This window comes from Melioribacteraceae bacterium (assembly GCA_019638015.1).
In the GTDB taxonomy this organism is placed as follows: Bacteria; Bacteroidota; Ignavibacteria; order Ignavibacteriales; family Melioribacteraceae; genus JAHBUP01.
Window position 1 is genome coordinate 1,548,165 of the sequence record JAHBUP010000001.1, and the last position, 15,346, is coordinate 1,563,510.

14 protein-coding genes are annotated in these 15,346 nt (G+C 29.7%); all 14 read left to right on the plus strand.

Annotated features, from left to right (window positions below; all coding sequences use genetic code 11):
* The 14 genes from KF816_06455 (at position 1) to KF816_06520 (ending at position 15,338) form a co-directional block, all read left to right on the plus strand.
* Positions 1–1,848 (plus strand): DUF1998 domain-containing protein, encoded by a 1,848-nt coding sequence (locus tag KF816_06455; GenBank protein ID MBX3007654.1) that lies wholly within the window; start codon positions 1–3, stop codon positions 1,846–1,848.
* Positions 1,829–3,001 (plus strand): AAA family ATPase, encoded by a 1,173-nt coding sequence (locus tag KF816_06460; protein ID MBX3007655.1) that lies wholly within the window; start codon positions 1,829–1,831, stop codon positions 2,999–3,001. The genes KF816_06455 and KF816_06460 overlap by 20 nt, the downstream gene beginning before the upstream one ends.
* Positions 3,002–3,016: 15 nt before the next feature.
* Positions 3,017–4,495 carry a hypothetical protein gene (locus KF816_06465; GenBank protein MBX3007656.1) on the plus strand — a complete coding sequence of 493 codons (1,479 nt, stop codon included), beginning with the start codon at positions 3,017–3,019 and terminating at the stop codon, positions 4,493–4,495.
* A gap of 12 nt (positions 4,496–4,507) precedes the next feature.
* Entirely contained in the window at positions 4,508–6,067 is a 1,560-nt protein-coding gene (locus KF816_06470; protein ID MBX3007657.1) for an NERD domain-containing protein, read from the plus strand.
* Between the two features lie 294 nt (positions 6,068–6,361).
* On the plus strand, positions 6,362–6,886 hold the full coding sequence (locus KF816_06475; GenBank protein MBX3007658.1) for a hypothetical protein: 525 nt from the start codon (positions 6,362–6,364) through the stop codon (positions 6,884–6,886).
* Positions 6,887–7,336: 450 nt separating this feature from the next.
* Positions 7,337–8,368, plus strand: a complete 1,032-nt coding sequence (locus KF816_06480) for a WG repeat-containing protein (protein ID MBX3007659.1) — start codon at positions 7,337–7,339, stop codon at positions 8,366–8,368.
* 14 nt (positions 8,369–8,382) lie between these two features.
* A complete protein-coding gene (locus tag KF816_06485; protein ID MBX3007660.1) occupies positions 8,383–8,808 on the plus strand; it encodes a hypothetical protein in 426 nt (141 codons plus the stop codon).
* A 239-nt stretch (positions 8,809–9,047) separates the two neighbouring features.
* The gene (locus KF816_06490) at positions 9,048–9,221 is read left to right on the plus strand and encodes a hypothetical protein (GenBank protein ID MBX3007661.1); all 174 of its coding nucleotides are present in this window, start codon (positions 9,048–9,050) and stop codon (positions 9,219–9,221) included.
* Positions 9,222–9,277: 56 nt separating this feature from the next.
* Positions 9,278–9,736 (plus strand): DUF1232 domain-containing protein, encoded by a 459-nt coding sequence (locus KF816_06495; GenBank protein ID MBX3007662.1) that lies wholly within the window; start codon positions 9,278–9,280, stop codon positions 9,734–9,736.
* A 334-nt stretch (positions 9,737–10,070) separates the two neighbouring features.
* Complete coding sequence (locus KF816_06500; GenBank protein ID MBX3007663.1) at positions 10,071–10,379, plus strand: septation protein SpoVG family protein; 309 nt, start codon at positions 10,071–10,073, stop codon at positions 10,377–10,379.
* Between the two features lie 909 nt (positions 10,380–11,288).
* Complete coding sequence (locus tag KF816_06505) at positions 11,289–11,951, plus strand: hypothetical protein (GenBank protein MBX3007664.1); 663 nt, start codon at positions 11,289–11,291, stop codon at positions 11,949–11,951.
* 92 nt (positions 11,952–12,043) lie between these two features.
* The gene (locus KF816_06510) at positions 12,044–13,288 is read left to right on the plus strand and encodes an AAA family ATPase (protein ID MBX3007665.1); all 1,245 of its coding nucleotides are present in this window, start codon (positions 12,044–12,046) and stop codon (positions 13,286–13,288) included.
* 54 nt (positions 13,289–13,342) lie between these two features.
* Entirely contained in the window at positions 13,343–14,104 is a 762-nt protein-coding gene (locus tag KF816_06515; GenBank protein ID MBX3007666.1) for a hypothetical protein, read from the plus strand.
* A gap of 49 nt (positions 14,105–14,153) precedes the next feature.
* A complete protein-coding gene (locus KF816_06520) occupies positions 14,154–15,338 on the plus strand; it encodes a hypothetical protein (protein ID MBX3007667.1) in 1,185 nt (394 codons plus the stop codon).
* Positions 15,339–15,346: the final 8 nt, after the last annotated feature.

Consider the following 15,346-nt stretch of genomic DNA (forward strand, 5'->3'; position numbering starts at 1 on the left):
ATGAAAGATATTTATTCTCAAATTCGGTTTTCACATCTCACATCGTTTTCAGGGACCGGCTCTCTTTTAAGAGATGTTTACGACAACCTAGTTACAATTCCTGATATTAGAAAATGGGATTTATCAGAATATGAAAGAATAAAATATTCAATTAAAAATGTAAATAGGGTAAAATGCTATCTCGGTATTCCTCACAAACAATTATTAAAACCACCGGATGCGAGGATCGAAATAAATGATGGTAAAGAAGTTTTAATTGGTAAAACTTTATCCGCTGTTATTTTCCCCAAATGGACAAAATGTAATAAATGTAAACTTTTGCATTATAATCCATGGAAAAATCAAGAAGATGTGGAGATTTTAAAGTGCAAAAATCCAAAATGTAACGGTCGTTTGCAACAAGTATCATGGGTTTTAATAAGTAACTACGGCCATCTTAGTGAAGTTCCATGGCATTTCATTGCGCATGATAACAATCAGTGTCGTCAAGAGTTAGAGAACAATTATCTTATCATAAGTGAATCTGTAAATGGTAAGACAATAATTAAGTGCCAAAAATGTAATGCAGAAAAGAATATACTTAATAAGAAACCAATTGATGTGAATAAAATAAAATTCCAGCCATGGGAATCGGATTTTTATCCTGCAACAAGGGAAGACTTCGAAACATATATTGTAAGTGTTAGCGATCCAAGAATTTATTCTCCGGTAAAACAACGAGCAATAGTAATTCCCCCAGAATCAAGAAATAATAAAAGTGGATTAAAAGAAAAAATTCTAAATGAAACTGAATGTTTTAGTGAACTGGCTAGAATTGAAACCGCTCCGCCATTAAGAAGGGAATCTATAATTTGTAAATACACTAAAAAGTTTAATTGTACTGAAGAACAATTGCTGAGAGCTTACCATGAAATAAAAGAAATAAATGAAGTTATGGAAGATTGTAATCTACCGGATCTTTCAGATGATGAGTATAAAGCGTTCACTACAGAAATAATTGATTTCGATGAAACTGAAGATTTTATTACATCGCATAAAACAAGTGAATGGAAAAATTTGCCCAACAAATTAAGTGATTCTGATTTTTCCCTTTATATAAATATAATTGACAAATTAGTAATTGCACAAAGATTGCGTGTCATAGAAATATTCAAAGGATTTTTTAGAATCAAACAACAAGAACCTCATAAAATGGTTAAACCTGATATTGATGACTCCGAAAATTGGTTACCTGCAATTGAACTGTATGGTGAAGGAATATTTATTTCCTTCCCTGAAGGAATATTAAGAGCTTGGGAATCACTTGACGGTATTGTAAAAAGGACTAATGAAATATCATTGAGAGTTAAGGATCTTGAAGATTCTTCATTCAAGGATTTGAATCTTTCTTCAAGATTTATTTTTCTACATACTTTTGCTCATCTCTTAATAAAGGAGCTAGAAAATTCTGCTGGATATCCTGCTGCATCCTTGAAGGAAAGAATTTTTTCAAGTAGTTCATCTAATTTGGCTGGAGTGTTAATTTATGTAGCTGTTCCTGATATTGTTGGTACTTTGGGAGGAATTATTGAGAAAGGTGAACCGGAAGAATTTCTGTCAATTCTTATAAATATATTTAATAAAGCTGAATGGTGTTCCAATGATCCTATTTGCGCTGAAAGCGAAGGACACGGTCCGGCAAACCTAAATAGAGCAGCTTGCAACTCTTGCCTATATATACCTGAAACGGCTTGCGACTATAATAACATTTTTCTTGACAGAGTTTATATCAAGGGCGACAAGCAAAAGGGAATACCTCAATTTCTAGAATTTATTAAGGAGTATTTTAATGGCAGAAAGAAAGTTTAGTTTACCCAATTTTGCAGATTTAACAAAAAAACAAGATGAGGTCAATAGACTTCCATTAACTGGGCAGCATCTAATAACCGGTGGACCAGGAACGGGTAAATCTGTTGTTGCACTCATGAGAGTTCTTAGAATGGCGAAGGAAAGTCCGGACTATATATTCCTAGTTTATAATCATGTGTTAAATTCAGCAACAAAACAATTAGCTAATCAGAAAATAAATTCAAAAACATACTTAAGTTGGTTTTATAGTTTATATTACATGCGAATGGGAGGGCAAAATATACCTGAGAGACAAAAGCAAAAGCCAGATTACAATACAATAATTGCCTTTATTCAAAATGATAGAAAAAAAAGAGAGGGAAAAGGAGAAAAAATAATTCCTTCAACTACTTCAATTGTTATAGATGAAGGACAGGATATGAATCCATTATTTTATAGAACACTAATTGAAGATGGTTTTGAAAATTTCTTTGTTGTTGCCGACCAAAATCAGCAAATTACAGAAGAAAATTCCTCAATTAGAGAATTAAAGGAGGAGCTGGCTACAGAACCAATTGAATTGGATGAAAACTTTCGCAATACTTTTGATATTGCACGATTATCACATCATTTTTTTACCGATCCAACTACTCCAAAACCAAATTTACCCTCACATAATAAAAAGTCGGCCCATGTCCCACTGTTACTCAATTATAAAAATTTTAATAACATTATTGAGAGAATATTAAGAGAATATGACAGTAACCCCAATTATTTGATAGGAGTATTTTGTCCCAATTCACAAATTCTATTTAAATACCGTGATGCACTTATAAGCCCAAATACTAATCAGTTTGATAACCCACCCCCCAAAGTCAGCTATTATATAAACAATAAAAACGGCGCAAATGTAGAAATAGATTTCACTGAAAGTGGTATAGTTCTGCTAAATGACAAATCAGTAAAAGGAACTGAGTTTGATTCAGTTTTTATCGTTGATATTGATCAATTTCCTTATTATCTAACCATAGATGAGTCAAAAAAAAAAAGATTTTATGTTATGATTTCCAGAGCTAGACAGAGCTTATTTATAGTTAAAAACGGTTTAATCAATTCGGATATTGTTAATATATTGCCTAATGATGAAAATCTTTTAAAAAGAATAGAAATTTAACTAGATAGGTTAATAATGAAAAACAACACATTATATTATGTAACAAATAGCGAAAATCTTAAAAATATTTTAACCGTTGGAATTATCCCCGACATAAATGGTTATAAAAAGTATTATGAAGATTCATTAAGACTTTTCCCTGGTTATATTCCTCTAGTTAAAGATAAAATACCAATAAACATTATAAATAAAAAAAATGGCAAAGACTCTTCTATTCTCATAGTATTAGTAGAAATAGTGTGTTTAGGGCTATGGGGTATTGGCAGAACAAAGAACCAAACTAATATAAATAATGAAATCTTTGATTCTGCTGAATGTGAAAATGGAAATATTTCCCCCCAAATAAGCCAAGAAATATTTTCAATTGATGAAAAATATGATAATTATGATTATTTCTTAATCACCCCGCCAATATCGTTGTCTAACATTAAATCAATAATTTTCCCTGACAATAAATCTAAAAATGATTTTTTAAGCCAAAGTTCGGTTCTATCTAGTATTAATATTGGTGATATAAAAATTAAAACAGATAAAAAATTATTTAGTTTAGACAAAAATTTCCTTCTAGAACCTTTTGAAAATATAAACGTTAGTCTTGATTATACAAAAATATATAGTTTTGGAGGTGGTATTGCATCATTATTTAATTTTACGTGCATTAGTGCCACTGCTAATGAGGCTTTTCAAAAATTAGCTAAGCAAGAGTTAGATATTAATTTTGAAGAAGCAACAAATATAGATTTTTTAAAGCTATTTTTTGAAAGCACGTCAAGTAACATCAAGCATAAAATTATCAGCATATTAATTAATTCAAAAGATTTCAAATCTGATATAATAAATTATCTAGAAGAATATGGTAATTCGGAATCTTCCGATAAAGGGAAAAGAGCTAAAGAAATAGCAGATTCTCTATTGAACTTTATACAAAAAAAAGAATTTACTGTATCAGAGTACATTAAGAGATCGAAATCTCACCTTGAAAAATGTTTGATAGTTCTCTTTAATAAAGAGAATCTTAATGATTTTTTACAAACACGACCAGCTTATTATGAACTCTTATCAGGAGAAGATATTGTGATAATCGCATTTTTATTGGGGATAAAAGATAAATATTTTAGGATACCAAGTGAGATAAAGAGTTTTAACGGTTTGCAAAATTTCATTTCCGATGTAATGGTTTCCTATGCGAAAAATGATTATAGTCATTTAAAACAAATGAGAACACTGTTTGATCTTCTTGTCTGTATGGAAAATAATGAGCTTGTAAAACAAAAATATAATAAACTTATTAGTGGTAATTATGTCAAATATAAATATGTGCTCCCAAATCCCACTGAGATTCAAGTAGATAAATCAACTTACTTTATTACAGAGGAGGAGATAAAGTATAGAGAGGTTTTCTTTAAGGACCTAGAAATTCAAAACTCATTGAAGGTACTACCATTTGATTTGGAAAAGTATGTAAAAATCTACAATACTTTGATTTCTGAATAAGGAAAATGTATTATGAAAATGATTCCAAATATTTTCTACAATTATAGTTCCCATAAAGAAGCTGAAATGAAAGTCTTTAAGGCGTTGAAGGAAATAGATTTTATAGAAGGACCAAGTTATGCTTTTCATTCTATATTAATTCCAAATCATATTAACAGATATAAGTTTGTTGGTGAATCAGATTTTCTTTTTCTTAGTAAATATGGTCTATTCATTCTTGAAGTAAAAGGTGGCGGGATTAGTGTTAGTGATGGGAAGTGGTATTCAACTGATAGAAATAATCAACGTCACCAACTAAAGGAACCCCCTTTCCACCAAGCGGAAGAAAATCTTTTTAGCATTATTCGAGACATAAATTTAGGATTCTATTCCCCAACTGCCTATGGTGTAGTATTTCCTGATACTATTTGGAATAATCGAATTACTTCAATTGAATTTAATCGTGATACAATTTGTGACAAAAACGATTTAATGGTTTTTGGCATTTGGCTTAAAAATTTTCTATCACATTATTCAAATAATTCTGACAAATATTTAATAGAAAAAGAAATTGAAGAGATTAAAAATAAGTTGAGACCAAATTTTGATTTTGCATTGGACATGAGGAATAAGTTGACTTTATTGGAAGAACAACGTCTTGTATTAACTGAAAAACAATTTAATTATCTTGACATTGCCATGCAGATACCACGTATTTGTGTTGAAGGAGGAGCCGGTACTGGAAAAACAATCCTTGCAATTGAATTAGCTCGTAGATTTGCAATGTCTAACAAAAAAGTGTCTCTAATTTGTAAGTCTAATTGGCTTAGGCATTCTCTTAGTAGTGATATTTCATTAAAAAATGTATTTGTTTCTACCTTTGATAGTCTAAAGTTGGATATGTTGACAAATAATATTGAGTTTTATGATGTGATGATTATTGATGAAGCACAAGATCTCCAGATTAGTGATATTGATGTTCTTGAAAATTCTCTATTAAATGGACTAGAAAAGGGTATATGGTATGCTTTTCTTGATAAGCAAAACCAGTCACTTGTCTTTATAGACGACAATGATACTGGTGTTGAATTCTTACTTAGTTTTCGTAGTAACAATATTAATCTGAATAAAAATTTAAGAAATACGAAGCAAATTGTTAGTAGAGTTAAAGACATTTTGAATTTTCCATCAATAGAAAAATCTGACATTCATGGCCCAGAGGTAAAAGAATTATATTTCAAGGACGGTGCGGAATTAAATAATGTAATTAAAGATTTGTTAGATAGTGGAGCTGAAAAAAACGAAATTACAATTCTTTCTCCAAACACTTTTAGAGAATCAGCGATTTATAAACTTTTACCAACTACAACTTTAAAAAAAATCAAAGAACTTGATGAATATTCAATGAGACATTTACCTATTTCTGATATTAGTTTTGCAGAAATTAAAAATTTTAAAGGTTTGGAAAATAACATAATAATCTTAGCTGATATTGATAAACCCAAAGGAGATATGTCAATAAAATTCAGAAATAGTTTATATGTTGGTATGACAAGAGCTAAATCTTTGTTAATAATGGCATATCAAAAATGAAAAAGATTATAGAAGAAGTAACAATTATTGAATTACAAAAAACTTACGGAGAAATATTTAAGTTAATATCCCTAATGGTCTAATTATTAATAGAGAGGAGATTGAGATAGCAATTCAAAGTGATAAAAATGTTTTTGTGACAGCTATCTTTAATAAAGATAATGAACAAGGAGAATTTATTATTAAGATATGTGAATGTTTTAATTATGAATCGTATAAAATCTTCTATGGAAAATTTATCAGTAAAAATAATAATTACGTAATAATTTCTAAACGTTAATAGGAGGAAAATATATGGCATGGTGTCCACATTGCAAAATGTACTATGATGAAGATAATGATACTCAACCTTGCTGTGGTTGTTGTGGCCACCCCATCTCGTGTTGCAATGATGATTATGAGTATAACAATAGGATTTTAGAAGAACTTGAGGAAGAAAGTGAAAACGATGAAATTATGCAAACGGCTGCGGATGAAATAAGAACTGAAATAACAATATCAAATGATTCACTAAGAGTATTGTTAAAACAATTTATCTCTGGAGAATTAGCGGCATCAGTTACTCTTAACAAAACAGATGTTGATCAAATTAATAAAATGCAAAATATCATTGAGGGCAAGGGTAAAAATCGTATATATGAAATAAAGAATACCTATAAGCGTGCATATGAAAAGTGGAATGTTGAAGAAGAGAAAGAAATGATAAGATTATTTAATGCAAAAATATCTGAAGGTGAAATAGCAATAAAATTATCTCGGCAACCAAGCGCTATAAATAGTAGGCTGATTAAACTGGGCTTAAAAGAAAATAAAAATTAACTTAATAGGGGACATAATCCCCTATTAAACGCAGTTCGAACCTATTGTAATTTATTCATGTAAATATTTAGCTTGATTGCGAAAAAAGAATCAGCATTTTCTAAAAAGTAATCTCGGACAAGTTTGAGTTAGTGGAGGATGAAACTAAGTGTGAATATTTATTGTAAAACCAAAACCGTAGTTAAATAAAGTTAATTAATAATTATATAATCAATTAGCAATGAACCTACGAAACCTGTTGCTATTACAACACTCAAAAAGTATGTCCCCTTTATTAACCCTAAACTCATTATCCCAATTCATATTAACAAACCATCGAAATAAGCTTCATATTTTAATTCTCCAGTCTTCCAACTGACCCATATAGAGTCTGATAAAAGTATCATTAAATGATACCTTCATTTCTATGTCTTAGCTTAATTTCGCATTGGAAATTTAATAGGAGGAAGTATGAACACCAGTCCCAAAATAATTTATGGTAATTTTATTGATGGAAGTGCTAGGTTATTTACAAAGTATAATGATAGTCTAACACCCGGGTTACTTAATAAGTACGGTTTTGTAAATCTTTTCCCGGAATACTTTATTGGGTCATTTAATAACGGCTTAGCAAAAGTGTTTAATGGTCTTAAATTTGGCTTTATTGATAGAAATGGAAGTGTAATTGTGGATGTTAAATATTTTAGGGGAAATGATTTTGGTGATGGATTTTCAATAACTTCGGATCAAAAAAATACTTATATAATTGACACATCTGGACGTGAAAAAAAGATATTTGACGATATACTAATTTCATCACAATTCTATAACGGTTATGCAAAAGTTGCTTCTATAGAATTAAATGGAAGTGTCAAAACAGAAGGTTTGATAAATACGAATGGTGAATTTGTGATACCAATGAGGTACAAATCGCAAATCAGCGATATCGAATATTTTTATGATGACGATATATACTCATGTGGGCTAATAAGATTTCAACATGATGAAATGTTTGGCTGTACTGATATAAATGGTAAAACAATTATCCCGTTCGAATATGATTACATTTCTAAGTTCTTCAATAATAATGCGGTAGTCAGACGTAGCGATAAATATTCTCTAATCTCGAAAGACGGTGATATCCTTTTTAATTCACACTATGATAATATTAAAATTATTTTTAAAGATTTATTTCTTGCTAAAAGAGATGGCGTTTATAAATTTATCGATATTGACGAGAACCAAATTACTGATTACGAATATGAAGATGTAGGCAATATAGAATTCAATATGCTTCCAGTAAAACAAGAAGGGAAATGGGGCTTAGTTTCTCTAAATCAGAATTTAGACTTTAATACAGATTGCATTTTTGATAATCCTCCAATATACATAGAGGGAATAATCTTTTTTGAAAGAAATGGAGTAACTGGTGTAATGAACCTTTCAAAGGAAGAAATGATGGATGAAAGTCCAAATGAGCTAAAAGAGTTTTCATTAAATTAAAATATGGAGGAATAATGGCAAATCTTGAAATTAATGCTGCCGAGTTGAATAAACTTATCAATAATTATTCACCCCACGAAATAAGTGAATTAAAAATTGAATCAAATGAAATTCTTTTTAACGTAGCTGTTGAATTTATGTCTAAGAAGATAGCAATCCCAATCAAAATTGTTTTTCATGAGTTAGATAGAAATAAACAAATTGTAAAATTAAAAATTGAACTAAACAGTAATTCGCTTCTCTTACCGCAAGCTTTCAAGTTCTTTTTAACTAATTTCCAAGAAAAAGTACAATCAATTCTTCCAAACGGTGTCTCAATTCAAGGGGCTCTTATTTCTGTTGATATAAATGAATTAAATAAGTTATCAAATGTAAAAATAAAAGTAGAAGATGTAATTTATGTGCCCAGCAAAATTCGTATTAATTTTTCATTCGTATAATCTCGTTGTATATGAATGATATTCTGCTTCATCCTCTAGATATGTCCTTTGGTCTATCAATTTAAAAATGGGATCCCAACAAGAGTATGGTAGTAGTATCATTAAATGATACTACATTTTATACAACTCTCACTATTATTGTCTCATCATTATTTCACTGATCTTAAATTATTCTAGAAATAATTATGAAAATAATATGAGCTCTACTATTAATAAAAGCAAACAACATAGGAGTTAATATGACTAACAGTCCATCTAAAGTATCTAGAAAAGTATTTGATAAAACAGTTGATGTTCTTGAAAAGGGAGCGGATAAACTTCACATTTCTTATGAAGGTTTGAATGTGGCTTTAGCTGCTGCAGCTGTGGGTTCAGTAATTCTTAATATATTTTTACTTTTACGAAAAAAGTGAAGTATAGCTCTCCAAAATAATACTAAAAATTTACTTCATCATTAAAGGGTGACTATATGACAAATCAGAATTTTTATACAAAGCTTAGATCAATAGTTATTGATTGGGCAGAATCAAAAAATGGCAAAACATCTAAATGGATGGAATATGTCCTACTAGCTCCTGACTTTTTTTATCTCCTCTATAAACTAATGCTTGAGCCTCAGATAAAACCTATTGAGAAAATAAAACTTGTAAGCGCTATCTCTTATTTTATCCTTCCTATCGATTTGATGCCGGAAGCTTTTCTTGGTCCGATTGGTTTTCTGGATGATATCACATTCGCTGCCTTCGCGTTAAATAGTATTATAAATAATTACAGCTCTGCTCTAATTCGCAAATATTGGCTGGGGGAAATTGATATCCTTGTTACAATTAAAAATGTGATTTCAATGGCCCACCATTTCTTGGGCTCATATATCTATGGGGCCCTGAGAAGAAAATATAATAATCCTTCTGAGGTACCATTTAGGTAGTTGAATATTATGCTGGGGATTGTCTTTCCGATAGTACTCAATGAATTAATCTAAGTTTAGTAAAATTATATTTCATCAAATAAATAGGTGGTAAAAACTATGTTCAATCTGATTTATTGGTTGTGTTTTACTAAAAGTATATGGCACTTTGCACTAGGCACTTTATTTCCACTTGGCGTATTTTGTTATATTATGGAAATTGTTGAGTATTATTTTAATGAAGACGAGAAAGATGATCTATAATAGGACTAATAATGTGTCCTGAACAAATTCTAAAAACATAAATCAAAATTCTGCGGAAATATTTTATATTATTAATAATAAGGAATTACAAATGACCGTTTCAAGGCTCTTTATACTCACGAAATCAGAAGGGAATACACGCGCCTTCATTGATATTACAACAGATGAAGGTATAATAATAAAGGGGTTTAAACTGATTCATGGTCCCACCGGATTATTTGTCGGCGCTCCAAGTGAAAAAGGCAAAGATGGCAAATGGCGTGAATCAGTCGTAATTCCTAAAGAACTTAGAGATGAATTAAATAGAATGGCAGTCAGCGAATATGATCGGCTTCGCACAAATGAAAATTCCGGTTCAATTCAACCACCCGTTGAAGATGACACTGATTTACCGTTCTAAATTAAAATTTCAATAAATAAGAAGGGGAGAATCCTTTCTCCCAAAATATTGAAGACTTTTAGAAATAAATAAGAAAGGTAAGTATCAAAGAGTATCCGGGAACTAAACATCGGGCTCAAATCAACTTACCTAACTGTACAGATAATTAATCCAAGAGCTTATCCGCCGACTTAACATCGGGTGCCACTTGAAATTAATTACTGTATTAATTTAATATAATTCCATCTATTCAACAAAATCTCAATAATAGAATCATACCAAGTGAGCCCCAACTCTAATAGGATTATGCATGAAATTTATAGTCTGCAAAATATTCTTCATCCTTTTTTCTATTATCGCCACTCTTCGGGTTGGTAATTAATTATTAGGAGGTGGGGAGAAGATTGTAAAAAGGAAATATTAAGAAGAATATAACTCAAAGAACCGTAGTTAAATAAATTAAAAGCTAAATTAGCACTAAAAGGAAATATTAATCTGAGTAAGTGTTGGAATACGCTATATTTATACGACAGAATATTTGTTGTCATTACTTTCCTAAAAATAAATTTCAAAAAAAAATCTATTATTATCTCATTTTTCTTTGATTTCAACTTGACATGCGAGGCATTTTGTATTTTATTTACAACATAATTAAGAATAATATTTGTAAACAACTTTTCCTGTTTTTGTTGTTAAAAAACTGTCAAAATGACTAATATCCTTAGCCAGAACATCTGATTAGAGATCGCTTCATCGTGTCAGATGTGAATCAATTTCCTTTCTGAAGACATCTATAGAAAATAGTTAATCGAATTATTTCGTAAGAGAACTGCCTTCTTTTTCAAAACAAAATGTTTTGTTTAGGGATTACTATGTAAAATAACAACAAGTTGATTCATAAAAATAACTATCAAAAAAAAGAGGTTATATATGAATACTACTAACTATTCTCTAAAACCTGAGAATCTAAAAAACTTATCGCGAGTATATTCAGATCTTCTTAAATATTCAGAATTAGTAACTGATCACGATCTTCCACCGATCAAAGAGTTTGATGAATTGTATTATGATTTCAAAAAAAAAGAATTAAAACAAATATCAAATATTATCAAAACTCAACGAATCATTCCTCATTTTCAATTCATGAAAGATATCTTATCAATAAGATATGATATAACTCAAAATGTAATTTCTTGGTTCATCCCAAAAGTAAATATTTATGAAAAAATAAATTGTTCGATATTACTAACTGATCAAGGAATTTACGGAAACTTAATCTCTGTAAACGAAATGAGTCTATTAATGAATTACTCTGATATTACTATCATTAATTATAGTTGTAATAAAATAATCAGAGAAGACAAAGAAGAATATCGATTTCGACTATTTCTTTCTTCATCACATAACATATATCTATTGATTGATCTATTTGACAACTCGAACAGAATCTCTGCACTTTCTGTTTTTTTGGAATTAATTAAACTATACAGAAATCTGTCTGTTCTCAATAAATCTTATTCAGTTTCTGACATTTTGAGTGAGCCTCATTTTACAGAATTTAGTTCATTTGAAGATTTATTGTATTATTCATAAAAATATACCGCTTGAGATCAAAAAGGCTTTTGTCTTTACTAAAGAAAGAATAAAAGTATTTCCAACTGATAAATTATTAAAGCGAGGTGTATATGAATCGAAGTATAAAATTAAATAATAGTAATTATACCGAACAAACAACATTTGACTATCTAATCAACTCTGATGAAGAACTACTTCTTTTGAATTATCTATATCGTCTGCATAAAAAAGAAATTAAACACCCCAAGATGAAAGTAATTGAGTTCTTAGCGATAAAGAATGTATCGTCACCCTCGCCAAAAGCTCCGACTGCGCTTTTTCAAGAACATATGCAGAACTATCAATTTTATGATCAAATTCATTTACTGACTTTTATATTCAATAAAAAAGTATATAAAATTACATTCAGCAGAACTGAAGAAGGTTATGACGTTACATTAAGAGTAGACAGATATATATACATTAATCCTATTTCTTCTAATTCAGATCAAGCTCATCTTTTATTCGATTTATTATCAAAGGAATCAATAAAAAACTCTACATTTAACAAAAAGACGATAATGTATTCATTTCAAAAAGGCAGATTCACTAGTTGCCTCAAGATAATCGATTTTCCTCCTATAATGTTAGATTCAATTTTTATTCCCAAACCCAAAATAGAACAAATAAAAAGATTTGTTTCTACAATTGAAAACTTTGAAAAAACTCATACTAATCTAAGATTTTTATTTTCAGGCATGCCCGGAACAGGTAAGACAAAGATAATTCAAGCTATAGCGACTGCATTGAAAGAAAAAGCAACAATAGTAATAGTAAATAGTGACTTTATTCCGTTTAGAAGACTTCTTGATTTCTGTTCTGTATTTGACAAAGCGCTTCTTATAATAGATGACATTGATTTTATTGCTGCAGACAGAGAAACAAGTTATGACAGAGGCATGCTCAATGTACTTCTGCAAACTCTTGACGGTTTCGTTCCAAATCATGTTTTCCTGCTCGGTTCAACTAATGATAAAAAACTGATTGATTCTGCCGCCAGCAGACCTGGCCGGTTCGATCTAATATTAGATATAAATGAAATAGAACCTACTAATTATCTGTCCTTAGTAATAAGAGAGACATCCGATGAGCAAATCATTTCATTTTTTGATTCGTCGATTTTAGAAGAACTTCGTTTGAAAAAAGTTACAGGCGCATATATTGTTAGTTTAGTAAAACAACTTAAGAACACTAAATCAAATAACGAGCAATTGAGTACTGAAAAATTTAGAGAAATTCTTTCACTTACTCATAAAGGCTTTTATTCCGACAATGCATGCGAATACTCTAAAGCTGTCGGTTTTAATAATAATTAAAATGAATAATTGGGCTCTGGCTCTGCTAGAGCCTTTAACTTTACGAGGTATATTATGAAATGTGAATTCTATAAATACAATCTTAAACCCATCGATATTGATTTATTAGTCTATAATGGTTCAGGTAACGAGTTTCTGCAATATGAAACTGATAAATTCAAAAATCTAAGAGATGCTTCCGGTAATATTAAACCCATTTTCATTGCATCTGAAAATCCATCAACTAATTTAAATATTACGTATAATGATAAATCAGAGTTCAGAATTACTGATTATTCTCTGTTTGCAGGACTTTTGGAAATTCAACGAAATCTGAGTTTTCCTATATATCCCAGTAGATTAGAATCGTTGATTGGTAATCTTGGATGTGTAAAACAAAAAGAGTATGAAGAATCCGAAAAAATTTATTTGGTGCTTCCGTCAGTAAAATCAGATATCTTAATTACATCTGAAGTAGATTATGAAAATGTTGATTATGAGGGAATGAATTCTGAGATTAAACAATGGCTCGAAAACGATGAACTTGAATTTGAGCTTTTGACTTTTTTAGGTTTTTCACATGGAGATATGATGTCTGCTTTAACGACGAAATCGGCTTCCGATTTGGATGAACATGTAAAAAAAATATTAAATGAAATGTTTGAAAAAAATAAAAATGAATATCTGCCATATCCTTTTGATGAGGTCCTTTTATACTGGGAAAATAGTTTGTTAATTAATAAGCATGTGTTAGATTACCCTATAGACTTTTGCGAAACGCTTATTTATGGCGAAAATAAATTAGTCATGTTAAGTAATATTAAAATAAATAATTAATTAAATGTAACTACTATTAGTATTTCATATAATAAGCTAAGGAGTAAATATGGATTATTTGATAATAAGGGATTTAAAATTGGCAGACCAGGAAGCTTTTTCATACAGATATATTGATAAAAAAATCGGTGATATTGGACAAGCCACATTCCCATATGGTGGTGGAACAGAAAAAAGATATAAATTTAAAGTTGGTGAGATCTGTTGGATGTGTGTAAAAGAAATCGGCGTTTTTACTAAAGAAAAAGTAATACAACGAAATGATGTTAGAATAGAAAACGAAGCTGATGTTATAAAACTTAGAAATTCAACAATTGATTCGTTAAAAATTGACGAAAAGTATTGGGATAGAGAAATAAATAGAATAAATACAAGATTAAGTAATCCGAAAATAAAGCCAAACAAAAAATATGTACATATAACTCTGATCGATACCGAGACGATAGAAATATTAGAAAAGCCATTCCCAGTTGAGCAATATTTTCCAGATGACGGTTATATTGAATTAGATGAAGAGAAGAAAAACAAATATTTTGAATTATTTGATCGTAAAATACTCCCAGATTTGATAAAGTATAATAATCGAGAATATTCAACAATAAATGATGCAGTTAAATTAGATATCATTAGTTTATATGGTAATAATAAAACATTCTTTGGATCAACATCCCCAAAAATAAAGATAGATAACGATCACTTTGTTCCTAGTAGTCTAGGTGGACCAGGTCGGTTTATTCAAAATGTTTTACCGATTCAGGCGAGTTGTAATAGAAGCAAAAACAATAATATCCCCATTGCACTGATTAAGATTGCTAAAAAATACATTAACTTTCCAAAACATGATAATAACGAAAAAGAATTGACTATTATTGGTAAAGATTGGGATTCAGTTTTAAATAATTGGGATAATCCAAATTATAAAAAAGGTCTATCCTCTTACGAAAAAAAAAGCCTAACTATTACTATTACAAATTACATTAAAAATTTTGATGAGCTCATTCAAAGGAGATTTTACTATGAAGTAGTAAAAGAAGGATTATTAAATAACTTTAAAGATACTTATTCTAAATGTTCCACAATGCAATGTTTTAATATCGAAGAAATTTATAATCAAATAAAATCTCGTGATATAAACGGCAGGTTATCTCATATATATGAAATTCTTGATTACGAATTATATAAAGTAGATAATACTATCATTGTTAAAAACATAAATGCAGAGCAATCACTATAATCTAAAAA